Below are 18,961 nucleotides of genomic sequence, written 5' to 3' on the forward strand. Positions count from 1 at the left end.
GCCCGATCGCGATGATCGGAGAGAGTCCGATGTGGTACGTGCCACCCATCGCCAGGACGCACCCGGACCAGCCCGGGGGGTTCTACTCGTCCCCGCAACACCCTGTCTTTCAGGGAGCTGCGGGGACCGTGGATTTTGAGCTGCTGAAGTTGGAGTTCTTCAAAGCGCTGGACAAGACAGACGGCAACGTCACGGGTGCCGCCCGGGCGGTCGGGGTGCGTCCTGGCGATGCTCGTGCCCCGCCATCCGACGGTGTTGCCGGGCGGAAACCCGTCCCCGTCATCAGCAGGCCCGCGAGTAAGTAGAAATACGGATTGCGCCCACGAAGACCTTGACGACCTTGGGCGCCGCAGGTCGGAGTGAGCGGGGGCACGGCGCGGGAGATTCGGACAATATAGCGCTAAAGCCGCCTCGTGGCGTCGTCGTTCTTCCCTGCCCGAGAGGTGGGGGAGACGCGTCGTCCGGATGCCTTCCCGGCTCGACCCAGAGGCATCCGCGCGTTGGCCGACGCCCCGCGCACCACGGCCTCCTTGACCAGCGCCGCGGCCCGTCCGGTCAGCACCGTCGAGCGCGGGGTGTCGTCGGCGCGCACCGACTGGATGAGGCCGTCGCGGCGGCCCAGGCTCACGCACTGGACGTGGTAGCGAAACGCCAGCGGTGTGGGGGGCCGACCCGCGGCCCGGTCGGCGATCGCCCGACCCGCCGTTATGCCCATGGGCAGCCCGGTGGCACACGACATGCGCAGCGTCGCGCCCCCCGGGCCCCGAACGCGTGCCGCGTCGCCCACCGCGTAGACCTCGGGATGCGACACCGAACACTGCGTGGCATCCACCAGCACCCGGCCGTTCTCGTCCACGTCCATTCCCGCCTCGCGGGCCAGTCCCGGCGTCGCGAACCCGACACCGCACAGCACGGCGTCGGCCGCCAGTGTCGTGCCGTCGCCCAGCACCAGGCCCCCCGCCTCCACTCGCAGTACCGTCCGGTGCTCGACGACGCGCACCCCGAGCCGGGTGAGGCACCGGTGGACGTGCGCACGTCCGCGAACAGACAGCCCCGGCCCGAGGCGCGCACCGGTGATCAGGACCACGCGCAGCCCCCGGTGCGACTCGGCCAGTTCCGCCGCCGCCTCGATCCCGGTGAGACCGCCCCCGACCACGGCGAGGACGCCGCCGGCAGCCGCGAGCCGTGGCAGGACCCGCAGACCCAATTCCGTCGCGGTCGCGACGTCGTCGAGGGAGTGGGCGTGTTCGGCCGCGCCTGGCACGCTCGTGGGGGCGGCGGTGCTGCCCAGGGCGTAGACCAAGGTGTCGTAGCCGATCGCGTGGGCCGTTCCGTCGGCGGTACGCACCTGTACGCACCGCTGGTCGAGTTCCATCCCGGTGACCCGCGCGACCACCGGCTCCACAGCCGTTCCCGCCAGGACCCGCTCCAGTGGCCACTCGGGCAGCGGCTGTCCTGCGGCGAGCTGGTGCAGCCGCACCCGCTCCACGAACCGGTCGCGCTGGTCCACCAGCATGACCCGGATGTCGTTGTCCCGCGCGCCGCGGGCGGCACGGGTTGCTGCTGCCAGTCCCGCGTATCCCGCGCCGAGCACCACTACCTGATGGGTCATGTCGCCGTCTCCTCGTCTTGGTGGAGAGGGCACCGCTTCCGTCGCGGTGCGCTCCCCCCATGAACCGGCGAGGCTCCTGATCCGTGACGACCCTTTTCGTGGTGCGCGTCACACAGGATGCCAGTCCGTCCCCGGCTGGCGCGTCAGGAAGGCGAGCTTGTCGGGGTTGGCCACGATGCGCAGGGTCGCCACCCGCCCGTCGGCCACCTCCGGGGCCAGCACCGAGACGGGGACACCGCCTAGGAGCACCACCAGTGCAGGGACCCCGTTGATCTCGGCTATGACGACCGTGTGCTCGGCGGTGGCCATGCCCGCGAGGCGGCCGAGGAAGTGGGCGACCCTGGTCCGGCCGGTGATCGGGCGGCGGGCCGCGGTGACCTTGCCCCCGCCGTCGGAGTAGCTGACCACGTCATCGGCGAGAACGGCGTGCAGACGGTCGATGTCGCCGCCCTGTGCTGCGTCCAGGAACACCTCGACCACCTCCCGCCAGCGCTGCACCGACGGCTCGAAGCGTGGTTGCCCCTCCGCAAGGCGCACCCGGGCACGCCGGTGGGCCTGCCGTGAGGCGGCCTCGGTGATGCCGACGACCTCCGCCGCCTCACGGTGTCCGTAGCCGAAGGCGTCGCGCAGGACGAACACCGCCCGTTCGACGGGAGTCAACCGTTCCATCAGACTCAACAGGGCCAGTGAGACGGTCTCGCGCTGCTCGACGGTCTCAAGCGGCCCCAACGGAGCCGGGGCCGCTGTCCCGGTGGCCACCGGTTCGGGCAGCCAGGGGCCGACGTAACGCTCCCGCTGGACACGGGCCGAGGACAGCCGGTTCAGGCACAGATTCACCGCGACCCTGGTCAACCAGGCCCCGGGAACAGCGATGTCGGACCGGTGCGCGCCGGCCCAGCGCAGGTAGGCGTCCTGGACGACGTCCTGCGCCTCGGCCGCCGACCCCAGCATCCGATAGGCCACGGAGAACACCCGTGACCGGTGCTCCTCGAACTCCTCCGCGCCGTCGGGCAGTGGTTGCGGGTCCGTTCCCATGCCCCGCAGCATGCCACGTCGCGCGTTTTTCATGTTCGACCCGAGCGAGAACGGGTAGCGCCCCAATTGGGGCAATTAATCCTTTTGCCCCGCCTGTCCGTGTCTCCCCACCGTGAACAGTGAGCCCCCGTGGACTCCCTTGGCACCGTCCTTCCGCTGCTCGTCGCCTTCTCGCCCCTGACCGTCGCCCTGGTGGGCGCGGTGGTCGCAATGGTCTGGGAACGCGACGACCATCTCTTCCGGCGTCGGACGGAGGCGTTGCGCGGGCTGAGGCTGAAGGAGCGCTATCGCGCGATACGGCCGGTCCGCAAGGGCACCGCGTCCCACGACCCCGCCCTGGCGGAGATCTCGCTGCACGTGGCCCGTGCGCAAGTGGCCACCATCGGGGGTCCGGTCGGCAGGCTCCTTCGCGCCACGATGATCGCCGCCTCCCTGCTGGCGGTGGTCGTCGGCATGGGGATGGTGCTCGCCCCGGGGGTGTCGAGCACCGTGGCTGCCGCGCCCTGGGCGCACCTGGGGTTGTTCGGCCCCCAGCTCTGGGCGATGCGGCCCGCACGCCTGCGGACCGCCGAGCGGGCCGTGGCCGCCAACGAGGCGGTGGTCGATCGGCAGCGCGCGCAGGAGCAGTACGCCGCCTGACCGCCGGGCTCCGGCTCGCGCACGCAAGACGGAGCCCGGGGCCTGAAGCCCTGCCGTGTCGGTGGTGGGGGTGGGCTGGCACCGGCGGGGGCCGGTGCCAGCCCACCCCCACCACCCCTTTCCCACGTCTCCGTTTCCTGTTTCGGCCGCGTGCGCGCTGGCGCCACTGGCGTCGGGGGCCGCTTTGCCGTAACTTGGAAAGCGCTTTCACACGGAAAGGTGAGACGACACATGGGTGATCACGTGGTGGGTATCGCCATGAACGGCGTTACCGGACGCATGGGATACCGGCAGCACTTGACCAGATCGGTTCTGGCGATCCGCGACGCCGGAGGAGTGCTCCTACCCGACGGCTCCCGGGTCATCCCCGAGCCGGTTCTGGTCGGACGCTCCGAGCAGAAACTGCGCGAGATCGCCGCACGGCACGGCATCGAGCGCTGGACCACCGACCTCGACGCGGTGCTCTCCGACGACTCGATCGAGATCTACTTCGACGCCCAGATCACGCACGCCCGCGAGGCAGCGGTGCGCGCCGCCATCGCAGCGGGCAAGCACATCTACGCGGAAAAACCGACCGCCGGCACCCTGGACGCAGCACTCGAACTGGCCAAGCTCGCCCAGGCAGCAGGGGTGAAGAACGGCGTGGTGCAGGACAAGTTGTTCCTGCCCGGCCTGCTCAAGCTGCGCCGGCTCATCGACAGCGGCTTCTTCGGAACGATCCTCTCCATCCGCGGCGAGTTCGGCTACTGGGTGTTCGAGGGGGACTGGCAGGAGGCCCAGCGCCCCAGCTGGAACTACCGGGCCGAAGAGGGCGGCGGCATCGTGCTGGACATGTTCCCGCACTGGCACTACATCCTGGAGCACCTCTTCGCTCCGGTGCGCTCGGTCACCGCGCACACCGCCACGCACATCCCCGACCGTTGGGACGAGCAGGGCGAGCGCTACACCGCCACCGCCGACGACGCCGCCTACGGACTGTTCGAGCTGGAAGGCGGAATCGTCGCCCAGATCAACTCCTCCTGGTCGGTGCGCGTCGACCGCGACGAACTGGTGGAGTTCCAGGTGGACGGCACTCACGGCAGCGCGGTCGCGGGCCTGCGCGAATGCCGCGTCCAGCACCGCTCGACCACGCCCAAGGCGGTCTGGGACCCCGACGCGGTGGACCCCGGACAGTACCGCAGCCAGTGGGACCGGGTGCCCGACAACGAAGAGTTCCCCAACGGGTTTCGTGCCCAGTGGGAGCTGTTCCTCAAGCACGTGCGCGCCGACGCGCCCTTCCCGCACGACCTGCTCTCGGGTGCGCGGGGGCTCCAGCTCGCCGAAGCGGGCCTGCGCTCCTCGCAGTCGGGCGCACGGGTCGCGCTGGACGAGATCACGCTCTAGCACCCACCCGCCCCGCTATGCGCCGATCCCGACGCCGCACCTGCTCCAGTTTCCGCAGCGTCGGGATCGGCGGGGAAACCGAAAGAGGAACGATGACCACACCGACCCTGCGCCTGCCCGGCCCCGCCGGGCAGCTGGAGGCATACACGGCCGGCGCGGCACCGGCCCTGCCCGCATCGGCGGCCGCACCCCGCTCACGGCGCGCCTACGCCGCGGCGCACGTCGTCGCCGACCCCCTTGCCGGCAACGCTCCCGGTGCGCCCGCCCGGCTGGACTGGGACGCCACCCTGGCGTTTCGCCATCACCTGTGGGACCTGGGGCTGGGCGTCGCCGACGCCATGGACACCGCCCAGCGCGGCATGGGGTTGGACTGGGCGACGACCGCCGAGCTCATCAGCCGCAGCGGTGCCGAGGCGCGCGCGCGCGGCGCAGCCCTGGCGTGCGGGGTCGGCACCGACCAGATCGCACCCGAGCACGCCTCCTTGGAAAGCGTTATCACGGCGTACTCCGAACAGCTGGCCGTCGTCCAGGAAGCCGGGGCGAGCCCGGTTCTCATGGCCAGCCGCGCGCTGGCAGCCACCGCCCAGGGCCCAGAGGACTACACCAAGGTGTACGGTCGGCTCCTCGCCCAGGCCGACAGCCCGGTGATCCTGCACTGGCTGGGTACGGCCTTCGACCCGGCCCTGGCCGGGTACTGGGGCTACGCCGACCCGGCCGAGGCGATCGAGCCGGTGGCGGCGCTCATCGCCGAGCACGCCGGCTCCATCGGCGGCATCAAGGTGTCGCTGCTGGACGCCGACCTGGAGGTACGCCTGCGCCGGCTGCTGCCCGAGGGCGTGCTTCTCTACACCGGTGACGACTTCAACTACCCCGAGCTCATCCTGGGCGACGACCAGGGGTACTCCCACGCGCTGCTGGGGGTCTTCGCCGCGATCGCCCCCGCGGCATCGGCGGCCCTGCACGCCCTCGATGCCGGCGACACCGATCGCTACGACGCGCTGATGGCGCCCACGGTCCCGTTGGCCAGGCACGTCTTCGCCGCACCCACCTACTACTACAAGACCGGGATCGCTTTCCTGGCCTGGCTCAACGGGCACCAACCCGGTTTCACCATGGTCGGTGGGCTGCACAGCGCACGCGATGTGGTGCACCTGTCCACGGCCTTTCGCCTGGCCGACGCGGCCGGCGTCCTCGGCGACCCCGAACTGGCCGTTGCCCGCATGCGTGCCCTTTTGGACGTCTCGGGGGTCGCCCGATGACCACCGCTCCCGAACAGATCACCATTGCCGACGTCCCCTCCGGTGCGCCGGCCGCCGTCCCGACCCCACAGCCGGGTGATCCCCGGCTGGCCCGGCTCTCGCTCAACCAGGCCACGGTCAAGTACCTGAGCGTCGCCGAGGCCGTTCAATGCTGCCTGCGCGCCGGGATTCCTGCCATCGGCCTGTGGCGCGAGCCGGTGGCCGAGATCGGAACGGCCGCAGCCAAGCGCCTGGTGCGCGAGGCGGGACTGCGCGTCTCCTCCTACTGCCGCGGCGGGTTTCTCACCGGGCTGGACCGGTCGGGGCCGCTGGAGGACAATCGGCGCGCTATCGACGAGGCCGCCGAAGTGGGCTCCCCCTGCCTGGTGATGGTGGTGGGCGGGCTGCCCGAGGGTGACCGCGACCTGGTGGGTGCGCGCGGACGCGTGAGCGAGGCCATCGCCGAACTCGCTCCCTACGCCGCCGAGCGCGGTGTCCGGCTGGCCCTGGAGCCGCTGCACCCGATCTTCTGCGCCGACCGCGCGGTGCTGTCCACGCTCGGCCAGGCGCTCGACATCGCCGAGCGTTTCCCGGTGGAGTCGGTGGGTGTCGTCGTGGATGCCTACCACGTGTGGTGGGACCCCGACATCGACCGCCAGATCGCGCGCGCCGGCGCGCGTATCGCCTCCTTCCAGGCGTGCGACTGGGTGCTGCCGCTCCCGGCCGATCCGTTGCTGGGCCGCGGGATGGTCGGTGACGGCCACGCCGACGTCGGGCGCCTGCGCCGCCTCGTCGACGAGGCGGGCTACCGCGGTGACATCGAGGTGGAGATCTTCAACGGCGACATCTGGGCTGCGGACGGTGACGCCGTCGTGGACACCCTGGTTCGCCGGCACGTCCAGTACGTCGTGTGACCAACGAGTCGACCAACCGCCCCGGGGGAGTTCCCCGGGGCTCCACGGAGGAGAAAACCATGGACTTCGACGGGATCCTGTTCTTCCCGGTCACCCCCTTCGACAAGCGGGGGGCGGTGGACGAGGCCGAGCTTGAGCGGCACGTCAGCAACGGTTTGGAGCACGGTGCGGGCGGCGTGTTCGCGGCGTGTGGCACGGGCGAGATCCACGCGCTCTCGGCCGAGGAGCACGGCCGGGTCGTGGCCCGCTCGGTCAACGTCACCGCGGGGCGGGTCCCGGTGGTCGCGGGTGCGGGCGGCAGCGTGCGCACGGCGGTGGAACAGGCAGCAGCGGCACGCGACCTGGGCGCAGACGGCGTGCTGCTGCTGCCGCCCTACCTGGTCAGCGCGCCCCAGCGCGGGCTGATCGAGTACGTGCGCACCGTGACCGAATCCGTGGACATCCCGGTCATCGTCTACCAGCGCGCCAACATGGTCTTCACGCCCGAGAGCGCTGCCGAGCTCGCCGACCTGCCGGGTGTGGTCGGTTTCAAGGACGGTGTGGGCGACCTGGGGCGTATGCACCAGATCGTGCTGGCGATCCGGGAGCGTCGCGGGCCGGGTTTCACCTTCTTCAACGGTCTTCCCACGGCCGAGCTGACGTTCAACGCCTACAAGGGCGTGGGCGTTCCGCTGTACTCGTCGGCGGCGTTCGCGTTCGTCCCCGAGGTGGCCTCGGCGTTCTACACCGCCGCACATGCCGGCGACCCGCTTGCCGACACGCTCGTCAAGGTGTTCTACAACCCGCTGGTCAAGCTGCGCGACCGTACTCCGGGATATGCGGTTTCCCTGGTCAAGGCGGGCGCGCGGTTGCGCGGTGCGGCTGTTGGCGGGGTGCGCGCGCCCTTCACCGAACTGTCGGAGGCAGAGGAGGCCGAGCTGGCGGAAATCATCGACGCCGGACTGGCCGCGGTCAAGGAGGGCTGATCCGTGCGTATCGCCGAGGTCACGGCCCAGGCGTACCGGCTGCCGTTGCACCGTGCCTGGGATGGCGGGGTGGACCGCAACGACATCGTGGTCACCCGGGTGGTCACCGACACCGGTGCGGTGGGCACCGGCTTCGCCTGGACCCCGCTGATCGGCGCACGGGCGGTGCTGGCGCTGCTGCGCGACGACTGTCCGGCGGCCCTGCTGGGCCGTTCGCCCGCCCCAGGTCCCCGATGGGACGACCTGCGCTGGCACCTGAGAGAGGCCGGTTACGGGGGACTGACCGCCATGGCGGTGGCGGCGGTGGACATCGCGCTGTGGGATCTCGCCGCGCGTACGGTCGGGGCGAGCCTGGTGGAGCACATCGGACGGCGCCGGGACTCGGTGGGCGCCTACGGCAGTGGGGTGAATCTGGACTACGAGCTGGACGAACTGCGCGAACAGGTGCGCGGCTGGTTGGCCGCCGGGCACCGTGCGGTCAAGATCAAGGTGGGCTCGGCCGATGTCGAGCGCGACGTCGAGCGGGTGGCGGCGGTGCGCGAGCTGATCGGCGACGACCGGTTGTTGATGCTGGACGCCAACCAGCGCTGGGACCTGCCCACGGCCGTTCGGGCGCTGAAGGCTCTGGCACGGTTCGATCCCTACTTCATCGAGGAGCCGTTGCCGGCCGAGGACCTGGGCGCGCACGTGCGGTTGCGCGCGCGTACCCCGATCCCCTTCGCGATCGGGGAGAACCTGCGCACCGCGGCTGAATTCCGTGCCGCCGTCGACGCGGGGGTGTGCGACGTTGCCCAGCCCAACGCGGTGCGGGTCGGCGGGGTCACCCCGTTCCTGCGGATCGCCCGGGAGGTGGCCGGGGCCGGTGTCCCGGTCGCACCGCACCTGTTGCCGGAGCTGTCCACGCAGCTGGCGCTGTGCGTGCCGCGGGCATCGATGGTCGAGGACATCGACCGGGGGTCGCTTGCGGCCCTGGGGGCGCTGGACGGCCCCAGCGGTGTGCTGGTGGAGTCGGGGAGCGCGAGCGCCGATACCGGTCCGGGCCACGGCCTGCGGTTCGCCTCGGGTCTCGCCCCGGTGCCCGGGGACGACCCCCTGGCAGTGCTCTCCGGAACCGGGTGAGCGTGGTGTCCCTCCCGTCTTGGCCGCGGGAGGGACACCACTTCGTGTCCGGCGCGGATCAACGGCCGAGGCCACGGAGGGCGAATCGGCGGACCTGTCCTCTGCTGTTGCGTCCGGGGGACCGTTCGGCCGGCCGCACAGGCGTCACAGCTGCTTGACCGCAGTCAAGGCCGCATTGACGTGACGGGCCAGCGACAGTGTGGTCGGAGCGGCCCACGCCGGCGGGGCGGCCACAAGGGCGGCCACCGCACCGATCCAGGCGGTCCGCCGGTTCCGGTCGGCGTATTCCTCCGCGAGCGAGGTCGCGTACAGGTGCACGGTGGCGTAGTTGAGCCCCTCGATCAGTGCCTTCTGGAGGGCGAGGTCGTTGGCGGCGCCGGCGATCGTCGCATGGTTGTCCTTGCTGCCGGGGGTGAAGTACTGCAGGCCGGTGGGGCCGTCGGCCTGGACGACGACGGTGATCGGGTTGGCGAATGCCTTGCCGTGGACGGGCGGGGGCGTCCACTGCTCGTGCCAGCTCTCGCCGGGGCCCGCGCCGTACATCTGGAAGTAGAAGAGGCCGCCTCCGTTGCCGGCCGAGTTCTCCCCGATGCGGGAATAGTTCTCCAGCGTCAGGTAGTCCGTCCCGTCCACTGCGACGACGCCGCCCCAGTGGGAGCCCCACACCACCTGGCTGAGACTGACGAGGTGGCTGCGCAGTACGTTGTTCCGATAGTCCTGGACCTGGTGACCGGATGGGGCATGCGGGTGGGAGGGGCCGAGCGAGCCGCTGTAGAGCCCCTGCCCGACCTTGGTGGGGCGGGCGAACTCGTTCACGCCCAGCGCCTGCATCTCGGTGACCAGGTTCGGGTTATGCGGGATCGGCACCGTTCCGGCGGCTGCCGCGCGGGTGGCAGTACCGAAACACTGCGCGATGGTGTCCTGCGCGAGGATCGCAGTTGCGGCCGGGGGGAGCGGCAGGTCCTCCGCCGGCACTGCGTGCGCCAGGTGGTTCGCGACGTGGTACTCGAAGAACAGTTGTTGAGTGGGCGTGCTGCCGATATGGACCTTGTTGCCCAGAACCGGCAGCGGCATCCGCAGCGATCCGGTGACCTCCTGGACGGTCACGTCGCAGTTCTCGGTGGTCGTCATGTCGTTGCCGGAGACGTTGGCGCTGAGGTTGGCCGCTCGTACCCGGGGCAGGGTGGTGGAGGCGGCCGCTCCCGGGAGCGTGAAGGTGATCGTCCCGGGCGGGTCGAGGAAGAACTGGAACAGCGATCCCTGCCGGGCGAGCTCCTTGTTCCACTTGGCGAGAGCCACGGGAGTTGCGAAGAAATGCTTCGGCTGACGCCGGGAGAGGTCGGCGTCCTCCACGGCGAACAGCCCGTTTGCGGAGACGCGTAGTCGCGGGTTCGGCGAGTTGACGATGTTCGGGGCACCGGCGGCGAGGAAGCTGTATCCCACCCCTGCCGCTGCGTCGGCCACCCATTCGTTCGCCTCGAACGTCTGGTTCGTCGTGTAGGTCGGAGCCAGTGCTCCTGCTCCGGCGAGGTTGTACACGTGCACGCTGGGACCCCCAAGCGCGTCGGCCAGCGCCGCGCGATCTGCGCGGGCGCACCGCCCCCTTGACCTCCGGCCCGGGTTGCCCGCGGACGCTTCCCGCTCTTGATAACACCTGGTGCGGCACGCGGAGGGCGATTTGCCGCAAACGGTCTTTTTCCTCGAAGCGTTGACATCTCTGTCGGGTGGCCGATTCCGGATCGGCCGGTACGCCGGTCCTGCGTTCGTCGGTCGATCGCTGCCCCGGAGCGTGTGCGGGACGTGCGTGTCGTCGATGGCGAGGGCAACGGCCCCTGCCGTACCCGCGGTTGTTCTCGGCGGTCGTTTGCACGTCCCGCTTCTCTTCACCTTGCCGTCAGATCTCGTTCGGGTGACGCCGATAGACATCTGGTGGCACCGGGCGGCAGCGCCTGTCGCGCGGGCCGTCGACCGTGAGGACGGCCATGAGGATCTCGGTGATCGTTCCAGCCTTCAACGAGGAAGCGGTGATCGGCCGCTGTCTGGAAGCACTGCTCGACCAGGTGGTCCCCGCCGACGAGATCGTGGTCGTGGACAACAACTCCACCGACCGCACCGCGCTCATCGCTGGGGGCTATGCCGACCGCGGGGTCAGGGTGGTGCACGAGCCGCGTCAGGGTCTCGTTCCGGCCCGCGACCGCGGTTTCGACGAGGCGACCGGCGACATCCTGGGACGGGTGGACGCCGACACCCTGGTCGAGCCGGACTGGGTGCTGCGCCTGACGGAAGCGTTCGCCGATCCCGGAGTGTCCGCCGTGACCGGGCCGTCATGGTTCTACGACGCCCCCATGCACCGGGCCGGGCTGGCCGCGCAGCGGCTGCTGTGCCACCGGGTGAACCGGATGCTGTCAGGCCACCCCATGCTGTGGGGCTCCAACATGGCGCTGACCCGCGAGTGCTGGCAGGAGCTCCGCGCCCACGCCTGCCCCGGCCCCGACCTCTTCGAGGACCTCGACCTCGCCATCCACCTGCACCGTCTGGGACGGCGTGTGCACTACGCGGACCGGCTGCGGGCGCCGGTCTCCGCGCGCAGGCTCGCCGGTTCCCTCGGGGGCCTGCGCCGCTACCTGCGCACCTGGCATCGCACGTATGCGCTGCACGACCAGCACCGGGCAGCGGCCGGGGCCCGCGTGTTCACGGCCACCGGCCTGGTGCTGTTGTTCCCACCGGTGGCGCTGCTGCTGCGCGCGTACACGCCCTATGAGGGGACGCTGTCGCCGCGCCGCCTGTTCGCGCGCTCCACCACAGCGGTCCGCCCCATCCCCTAGATCACGGTTTTCCGATCACCGTGCGCCGCCCCGAAGCCGTGGCCCGACTGCCCGAGCCGGCTTCGTCCTCGACACGACGCGGGAAGGGGCAGGTACATCGCCACATGCTGGGGTGGCCGGCCGCAAGCGACCGTGCCATGGCATCTGTCATGGCAGGAGCGTGCAGAACGCTGAAGGGGCCCCTGATTCGTGACACTTCGTGACGGCCCGGACCGGTCTTAGGTTCGAATCATGGACCCCGACGACACGCTTCAGCGCTCTCGAACCAACACCGTTCGCCCCCGTGCTCCGAGACCGGTACCGCCGGGCGTGGAGTACCATCGCGTCCTCGCCGGAGACAAGTGCCGCATCGGACGCGGCACTCTGGCGATAGCGCTCGTGGTGGGTGGAATGTTCGTCTTCGCCTATCGCCTTGCCGAGGCGGCCGCCCTGGCCCTGGTCACCTGGCGCACCGGTGGCAAAGAAGGTCCGACCTTCAGGTTTTCCGGTACGACACACCGGCTCCGTGCGAAAGGACCCGGGCCAACGTCTTTGCTCTCGGGGCCGACGCCCTACCGCACGCACTTGCCACCGGACCGACCGTTCGGTTAGTAATTCGGTGTCGGTACAAAGCCGGCAGTGACCAAACCGCCCGGAGAGTCCGGCGCCCGAAACGGAGTGCACCAGTGAACGCTTTTCCCGCCACAGCCGGCGTCGTCGGGGGAGGACGCATGGGAGCGGGTATCGCCCAGGTCCTCCTCACAGCAGGCGCGCAGGTCACCATCGTCGAAAGCAGCCCCGAGGCGGCCGGGGCCGCCAGGGGCAGGGTCGCCTCCGGGCTGGCCAAGGCCGGTCGACGCGGCGTGCTCGACGGTGTCCCCGACGACCACCTGTCCCGACTCGCCACGGTCACCGCGGTGAGCGGTCTCGACCCCGAATCGGCGCTGGTCGTCGAAGCGGTCCCGGAGCAGGTCGACCTCAAGGCGGACGTCCTCTCAGCGGTGGAGCGTGTGGTGCGCCCGGAAACGGTGCTGGCCACCAACACCAGTTCCCTGCCCATAACCGAGCTCGCCGCGGCACTGGAGCGGCCCGGACAGTTCCTCGGCATGCACTTCTTCAACCCGGTGCCGGCGTCGGCACTGGTCGAACTGGTCGTGTCTGCGCAGACGCGCACCGACGTCCTCGACACGGCCCGCGGCTGGATCCGCGGGATCGGTAAGACCGAGGTCGTGGTGCGGGACTCACCCGGGTTCGCCACCAGCCGCCTGGGTGTCCTGCTCGGGCTGGAGGCGATCCGCATGTTGGAAGAGGGGGTGGCAGAGGCCGCCGACATCGACACCGCGATGGAACTGGGCTACCGCCACCCGGCGGGGCCGCTGAAATCAACCGACCTGGTCGGCCTTGACGTGCGCCTGGCCGTCGCCGAGCACCTCAGTCAACGTCTCGGTGAGCGCTTCACGCCCCCGGACCTGCTACGACGCATGGTGGCGGAGGGGAAACTGGGGCGCAAGACCGGACAGGGATTCTACGCCTGGCCCCCGCACGACACCGTATGAAGAAGGGGCCCGGCGGCGCTTCCCGAAGGCCGCCGGGCACCCGCCCGGGATCAGGCCGCCCCGCGCGCCATCGCGATCAACCGGTCCAGGACCCCGCCGCCACTGGCCCGCAGCCCGTCGTGCTCCCACTCGTTGGTGACCCAGACCCGGCAGCCCTTGATCGCCGCTGCGGTCTCCAACGACAACCCTGCGTCGACGTACATGTCGTCGTGGTAGACAGCCGCGGCGACCGGCACGGTCGTGGTGGCCAGGCGCTCGGCATCATAGAGGGACGGCCACTCGGTGCGCGCGGCCAGCAGGTCGGCAGCCGCCCGCAACGGGCGCAGCGCCGGGTCCAGTTCGAACTGCCAGGGATAGATCATCTCGCCGGTGAACAGCAGGGGCGCCTCGGAGACGAGGTCCGCGTCGGCGGCGAAGGAGGGGAATTCCGTGCGTACGCGGTGGGCCGCCCAGTCGGTGGCCCCGGCGCCCTGCGCGTAGATCGCCTCGTGCAGGGCCGCGTAGAGCGGAGTGGAGGCAAAGCTGAGCTGTTCCTTGACCTCGGTCAGGAACGCGTCGCTCAACCAGTCGCCACCGTCGGCGAAGGCATCCTCGAGCAGGTAGTGCAGGGAGTGGCTGCCACTGCCGCGCCCCAGCATCTGCCCGAGCGCCTGGAACGCCTCCACCGTGAGTCGGCCCCCGCCGGGCAGTTCCACCTCGTTGTCCCGCAGGTGGGCGGCGATCCGTTTGACCGTGGCGGCGTCATCCGGGTAGCGCGCGTAGTGCGCCGCGGTCTTGGCCGCCACGTGCGGGTAGGTGGCGCGGTAGACGGTGGCGGCGTCGGCCTGAAGACCGGGCAGCCCCCCGGTGATGAAAACCTCGCGCAGCCCCTCGGGCGCGATCGAGAGGTAGGTGGTCGCGCAGAACCCACCGAAGCTCTGCCCCAGAACGCTCCAGGTCTGCTCGCCGATCAGCGCGTGCCGGATCAGTTCGGCGTCGCGCACGATGGAGTCGGCACGAAAATGCCCCAGGTAGGCGGCCTGTTCGGTCGGATCGCCCAGACCGGCGAGGGTGCGCCGGTTGACGGGGGTGGAACGCCCGGTGCCGCGCTGGTCCAGCAGCAGGACCCGGAACTCACCGAGCGCGCGCCCGAGCCACGTCTCGGCGCCGATCGGCCGCGGCGAAGGGCATCCCGGCCCGCCCTGGAGGAACAACAGCCAGGGAAGATCGTCGGTCTCCCGATCCGGTGCCACGACCTCGCGCGCGTAGACCTCGATGGTGGCGCCGTCGGGAGCGGCGTGGTCGAGGGGGACGGTGAAGGTGTGGTCGGTCATGACCAGGCCGGGTTGGCGCAGAGTGCTCATGGTCACCGACGCTAGCGGACCACCGGGAGACCGGCGATGCGCGTCCGGCCTATGCCTGGGACGGCGGCGCGGTGCTCTCGCGCTGCACGACCTCGCCCAGCACCGGGATCACCCGGGGCGATGCGGCGTGCTCCTCGCGCAGGGCGAGGCGTGCGGCCTCCTCGCCCATCCATTCCAGGGGGAGGCGCACCGTGGTCAGAGCCGGGGTGAGGTCGCGCAGCGTGGGGATGTCGTCGAAGCCGGCCACCGACAGGTCCTGGGGAATGCGCAGCCCCGCGTCGCGCAACGCCGCCATCGCTCCAGTGGCCATCACGTCGTTGACCACGAACAGGCAGGTGGCGTCGGTCCCCGCAGCGAGGAGGCGACGGGTGGACTCGTAGCCTCCGTCCCGGGTGAACGCGCCGTGCACCACGTTGTGGTGGGCCAGTTCGATCCCCGCGTTGGACAGCGCGGCATGGAAACCGTCGAGACGGTCCCGGGCGGTGCGCAGATCGGTGGGGCCGGCCAGGATCGCGAATCGGTGGTGCCCCTGGGCGATCAGGTGGCGGGCCAGTGCTGCGGCACCGTTGTGGTTGTCCGGCACGATCGTGTCGGCGGGCAGCCCCTCCTGGGTCACGCATGCCACCCGGCCACCCTGCCGGGTGAACATCGCGATCTCGGCGGACAGCCGCCGGGTGCTCTCCTCGTCGATGGAACGGCTGCCCGCGAGCACCACCGCGCGGGCCCGGTGCGAGCGCAGCGTGGCCAGCAGGTCGGACTCGCGCTGGGGTGCGCGCCCGGTGGTGCCCAGGACCACGATCAACCCCTCCTGCTCGGCGCACCCGGTCACGCCCGCGGCGATGCTGGAGAAGTAGGGGTCGGAGATGTCGTGCACGATCAGCCCCACCAGGGAACTGGTGTTGCGGGCCAGGGTCTGGGCGGAAGCGTTGGCGAGGTAGCCGAGCTCACGGGCACTCGCGGTGACCCGTTCGCGCAACTTCTCCCCGACCTGGCGCGTACTGCCGTTGATCACCCGCGAGGCGGTCGCCAGGGAGACCCCGGCATGGCGGGCGACCTGCTCCAACGTCACATACCCGGTCTCCACGACGGTCCCTTCCCCTGCACGTACCTCTTGGAAAACATTTTCCTGGACGATCGTAGAGGTATCAGGGGGTTGTCAAGCATCCCAGCCGTGAAGTTCGGTGCGCCACTGCCTGGTCGGGCGCCACCCCAACGCCCGTTCGGCAGCTCCCGAACTGAACGCCGCACGGCCCTGGGTGAGGCCGCCGGCCAGTCCGGCCGTGCCGGGGTGGAACCGCGGAAGCAGCTCGGCCAACGGTTCGGTGGCCAACGGGTCCTCCGCGATCGCGTGCAGGATCTGACCGTTCCCGACCTGGTCGGGACGCTCCACGACCAGCGCGAACAGCTCTGCGGCGTCGCGGGCGTCGATGTAGTTGAACAGCGACCCCGCGGCCAGCTCCGGCTGGGCCAGCCGCTCCAGCAGGGTGTGCCCCAACTGGGTCGGCGCGCCCGCCCACTCCTCCGGAGCGATCACGTATCCCGGCCGGACGCAGGACAGGACGCAGCCGCCGCTGCCGCCCCGGACCAGGGTGCGCACGGTCTCCTCGATGATCGCCTTGCTCAGCCCGTAGGAATGCCATGGCGCCACCGGGTGCTCCTCGTCCAGCGGGAGGTAGCGGGGCGCCCAGCCCTCGGTGTTGTAGCCGAAGACAGTGGGCGAGGAGGCGGCCACCGCGGACCGTGCCTTGTGGGCGATGGCCGAGCTGAGCACCGCCCAGACCAACCGGGTGTTGATGTCGAGGATCTCGGTGTCGGGGCGTCCGAAGGGCACCGCGATCCCCGCCAGGTGCACCACGCCTTCGGGTCGGGCCTCGGCGAAGACCGCTTCGCGGGCGTCGTTGTCCAGCAGGTCGGCGACTCGCTGCTCGATTCCGGCCGCCTCGGGCCCGGGCGCCACGTCGACCGAGGTGACGGAGTGTCCACGGGCGGCGAGGGTTTCCACGACGCTGCGGCCGAGCCGGCCGGAGCCGCCGGTGACGAGGACGCGCATGGCTGTAGTGCCTTTCTGCGTTGGTTGATCGGGGGAAGCGGAAGAGGGGCGCAGCAGCGCTACGCGGGTGCGCCGACACGCTCGCGCGCGGTCGCGACCAAGGCGGCCACTGCCGCGGTGCCGGGGTGGCCGTCGACCACGAGGGTGACGGTGCGGCGCTCGACCGCACCGTCGACCGGCACCTCCAGCACCCGGTCCCAGGCCAACGAGGTCCCGACCCCCGGGTATTCCGCGGCGCGCAGGAACCAGGGGTCGCGCTCCGCTCCGGCCTGGAAGAACACCAGTGTCCAGGGCGCGCCCTCAGGGGTGGTGCCGGCAAGGGCCAGCCACTCCGCGCGGGACTCGTGCAGCGCCTCCTCACCACCGGGCTCGGAGCCGAAGCAGCGCGGGGGCGTTTCGGACATCGGCGCGCGCCAGAAGAACCCTCCGTACGCGGCTCCAGGACGGCCGTTGGTGGCAGGACTGCCGATGGTGAGCGTGCGCCCGCTGGTGTTGCGCACCGTGCTGTTCAGGTCGAGCGCCCATGTGGTTGAGTCGATCCCGTGGGCACTGGTCGCACGTTCCTCCCTCAGTAGTTCGGTGCCCTCGGTGTCGGTCCACGCCACCACTGCGGTACGCCCGGCATCGGACTCCACCGTCCACGCGACGTGCTCCTGGCGGCCGTGGTTGTCCAGCAGTACCGACCCGCGGTCACGGGTGAAGGTACGTCCGCCCCAGAAGCTCGTCCCCGACACATCGGCGATCGTGATGCCCACGCCCAGGTGATGCAGGTGGTCCTCGGGCAACACCTCGGTCACCACCGTCTGGGCCAGGGTGCGCACGGGGTGCAGGTAGGGGCGTGGCGACAACACGGGATCGACAGCGGCGCCGCTGTCGATGTCGGCGACCGCGGCACCGTCGAGGCGCAGGCGGGCCATGAGCGTCGCGGGGGTGGTCTCGGTCAACGGGTCACCTTTCCAGTGGGCGCCCACGGGACGCCGATCTCGGAGAACATGGCGATACGCTCGGCGCTTTGCCGCACCAGCTCCTCTACTCCCGGAACCACGCGGCGCACGGCACCGTCCTCGACGGACACCTGCTGGGCCGGCGCGGGGATGGGGGAGGGATCGGGAGCGCGCCGCACCGCGTCCAGGACGGCCATGAATCCTTGGGTCGCGTCCGGTGGGACCAGCAGGTCGGCGCCGTCACGCAGGTGCGCCACCAGGTTCTCCAGCAGGTCGGTGCGCGGGTGCGTGGTGGTCACCGGCTCGTGGCCGGGACGCTCCAGGGTGACGCGGTCCAGGGTGTACTCCAAGACGATGCGACCGCTCGCGCCGTGCACGGTGAGGGAAGGCACCCGGTGCTCAGCAGCGCACAGCGTCACGGCCACCGAGATCGGAGTGCCGTCAGGAGCGTGCAGTCGAACGCAGGAGGTGTCGTCGCTTTCGATGTCGTGGGCGTGGAACATCTCCAGCTCGATGTCCGCAGGGGTGCTGTCCCCTGCCCCGGCCACCGCCAGTGCCGTGGCAACGGCGTGCGCGAACGGGTTGGTCAGCGCACCGTCCACCACATCGCGTCCGTCCAGGCGTCGCCGCCCGGCCCACGCCGCGCGCTCATAGTAGGCGGAGGTGCGAATCCAGGTCCCCGCACCGCCGATACCGCGCACCGCGCCGATCGCTCCATCGGCGATCAGGTCGCGCACCGCGCCCACCGCCGCGGACCCCAGGCTCTGGAAGCCGATCTGACAGGCCAGCCCGGAGGCGGCCACCGCCGCGCGCAGGTCGTGGAACTCCGTCAGCGTGGAGGTGGGGGGCTTCTCCAGGAGCAGGTTGGCGCCGTGGGACAGCGCGGTCCGGGCCAACGGGAGGTGTGTGTGGATCGGGGTGACCAGGATGGCGACCTCGGCTCCGGTACGGCCCAGCAGGTCACCCAGATCGTCGGAATAGGCGACGTCGCCCAGCCCGGCCAGTGTCTCCTCCTGCACCGGCCGGTGGTCGCACACGCCCACCAGTCGCACGAGGCCGGTCTCGGTCAAACGGAGCAGGTTCCCCAGATGGGAGCGTCCGTGGCCGTGGACCCCGGCGAGCACCACCGAGACGGGGCCGCCGGCGGGGCTCATCGGCGCGCCCACTGCGAACGGGGGAGAGGCGTTGTGGCGGCCACGACATCGACTCCTTCGGCTGATATCGTCATGGAAAGCGCTTGCCCAATGTAGGTCTCCCCGGAAGCCGGTGTCAACGATGTGCACGTCGGGCATCGGTGAGCGGGGAGGCCCACCGGCCCGACGACTGCGTATGCCCAGGCGTCACCCCTCACGACCGGGC

Annotated in this window: 16 protein-coding genes; 8 read left to right on the top strand and 8 right to left on the bottom strand. The window is 70.8% G+C overall.

Going from position 1 to position 18,961, the window contains the following annotated elements; genetic code table 11:
• Positions 1 to 400: 400 nt before the first annotated feature.
• Both QSJ59_RS12810 and QSJ59_RS12815 read right to left on the bottom strand, forming a co-directional pair.
• Positions 401 to 1,612 carry an NAD(P)/FAD-dependent oxidoreductase gene (locus QSJ59_RS12810; RefSeq protein ID WP_285759719.1) on the bottom strand — a complete coding sequence of 404 codons (1,212 nt, stop codon included), beginning with the start codon at positions 1,610 to 1,612 and terminating at the stop codon, positions 401 to 403.
• 108 nt (positions 1,613 to 1,720) lie between these two features.
• Positions 1,721 to 2,647, bottom strand: a complete 927-nt coding sequence (locus QSJ59_RS12815) for an RNA polymerase sigma-70 factor (protein ID WP_285759720.1) — start codon at positions 2,645 to 2,647, stop codon at positions 1,721 to 1,723.
• Between the two features lie 129 nt (positions 2,648 to 2,776).
• Here QSJ59_RS12815 and QSJ59_RS12820 point away from each other — a divergent pair, with 129 nt between their 5' ends.
• From QSJ59_RS12820 to QSJ59_RS12845, 6 genes are all read left to right on the top strand, one after another.
• Entirely contained in the window at positions 2,777 to 3,286 is a 510-nt protein-coding gene (locus QSJ59_RS12820; protein WP_285759722.1) for a hypothetical protein, read from the top strand.
• A 231-nt stretch (positions 3,287 to 3,517) separates the two neighbouring features.
• Positions 3,518 to 4,669 (top strand): Gfo/Idh/MocA family protein, encoded by a 1,152-nt coding sequence (locus tag QSJ59_RS12825; protein WP_285759723.1) that lies wholly within the window; start codon positions 3,518 to 3,520, stop codon positions 4,667 to 4,669.
• 92 nt (positions 4,670 to 4,761) lie between these two features.
• Positions 4,762 to 5,928, top strand: a complete 1,167-nt coding sequence (locus QSJ59_RS12830) for a dihydrodipicolinate synthase family protein (protein WP_285759725.1) — start codon at positions 4,762 to 4,764, stop codon at positions 5,926 to 5,928.
• On the top strand, positions 5,925 to 6,821 hold the full coding sequence (locus QSJ59_RS12835; RefSeq protein ID WP_285759727.1) for a sugar phosphate isomerase/epimerase family protein: 897 nt from the start codon (positions 5,925 to 5,927) through the stop codon (positions 6,819 to 6,821). The genes QSJ59_RS12830 and QSJ59_RS12835 overlap by 4 nt, the downstream gene beginning before the upstream one ends.
• Positions 6,822 to 6,880: 59 nt before the next feature.
• A complete protein-coding gene (locus tag QSJ59_RS12840) occupies positions 6,881 to 7,786 on the top strand; it encodes a 5-dehydro-4-deoxyglucarate dehydratase (protein ID WP_285760149.1) in 906 nt (301 codons plus the stop codon).
• Between the two features lie 3 nt (positions 7,787 to 7,789).
• Positions 7,790 to 8,905, top strand: a complete 1,116-nt coding sequence (locus QSJ59_RS12845) for a mandelate racemase/muconate lactonizing enzyme family protein (RefSeq protein ID WP_285759729.1) — start codon at positions 7,790 to 7,792, stop codon at positions 8,903 to 8,905.
• A gap of 144 nt (positions 8,906 to 9,049) precedes the next feature.
• Here QSJ59_RS12845 and QSJ59_RS12850 read toward each other — a convergent pair whose 3' ends face one another.
• Entirely contained in the window at positions 9,050 to 10,450 is a 1,401-nt protein-coding gene (locus tag QSJ59_RS12850; protein ID WP_285759731.1) for a hypothetical protein, read from the bottom strand.
• Positions 10,451 to 10,887: 437 nt separating this feature from the next.
• On the opposite strand from QSJ59_RS12850, the gene QSJ59_RS12855 reads away from it, so the two are divergent.
• Both QSJ59_RS12855 and QSJ59_RS12860 read left to right on the top strand, forming a co-directional pair.
• Positions 10,888 to 11,730, top strand: a complete 843-nt coding sequence (locus tag QSJ59_RS12855) for a glycosyltransferase family 2 protein (protein ID WP_285759732.1) — start codon at positions 10,888 to 10,890, stop codon at positions 11,728 to 11,730.
• Positions 11,731 to 12,395: 665 nt separating this feature from the next.
• Complete coding sequence (locus tag QSJ59_RS12860; RefSeq protein ID WP_285759734.1) at positions 12,396 to 13,265, top strand: 3-hydroxyacyl-CoA dehydrogenase family protein; 870 nt, start codon at positions 12,396 to 12,398, stop codon at positions 13,263 to 13,265.
• 50 nt (positions 13,266 to 13,315) lie between these two features.
• Here the strand turns inward: QSJ59_RS12860 and QSJ59_RS12865 are convergent, their stop codons facing one another.
• The 5 genes from QSJ59_RS12865 to QSJ59_RS12885 all read right to left on the bottom strand — a co-directional run bounded on the left by QSJ59_RS12865 (position 13,316) and on the right by QSJ59_RS12885 (position 18,756).
• Positions 13,316 to 14,608: an alpha/beta fold hydrolase gene (locus tag QSJ59_RS12865; RefSeq protein ID WP_285759736.1), complete on the bottom strand. Its 1,293-nt coding sequence runs from the start codon at positions 14,606 to 14,608 to the stop codon at positions 13,316 to 13,318.
• 49 nt (positions 14,609 to 14,657) lie between these two features.
• Positions 14,658 to 15,692: a LacI family DNA-binding transcriptional regulator gene (locus QSJ59_RS12870; RefSeq protein WP_285759738.1), complete on the bottom strand. Its 1,035-nt coding sequence runs from the start codon at positions 15,690 to 15,692 to the stop codon at positions 14,658 to 14,660.
• A 72-nt stretch (positions 15,693 to 15,764) separates the two neighbouring features.
• Positions 15,765 to 16,658, bottom strand: coding sequence for an NAD-dependent epimerase/dehydratase family protein (locus QSJ59_RS12875; RefSeq protein WP_285759740.1), 894 nt, complete (start codon positions 16,656 to 16,658; stop codon positions 15,765 to 15,767).
• Between the two features lie 59 nt (positions 16,659 to 16,717).
• Positions 16,718 to 17,575 carry a DUF6807 domain-containing protein gene (locus QSJ59_RS12880; RefSeq protein WP_285760150.1) on the bottom strand — a complete coding sequence of 286 codons (858 nt, stop codon included), beginning with the start codon at positions 17,573 to 17,575 and terminating at the stop codon, positions 16,718 to 16,720.
• A gap of 23 nt (positions 17,576 to 17,598) precedes the next feature.
• A complete protein-coding gene (locus tag QSJ59_RS12885; RefSeq protein WP_285759741.1) occupies positions 17,599 to 18,756 on the bottom strand; it encodes a Gfo/Idh/MocA family protein in 1,158 nt (385 codons plus the stop codon).
• Positions 18,757 to 18,961 lie beyond the last annotated feature (205 nt).

The sequence above is a fragment of the Nocardiopsis ansamitocini genome (assembly GCF_030268225.1).
GTDB lineage: Bacteria > Actinomycetota > Actinomycetes > Streptosporangiales > Streptosporangiaceae > Nocardiopsis_D > Nocardiopsis_D ansamitocini.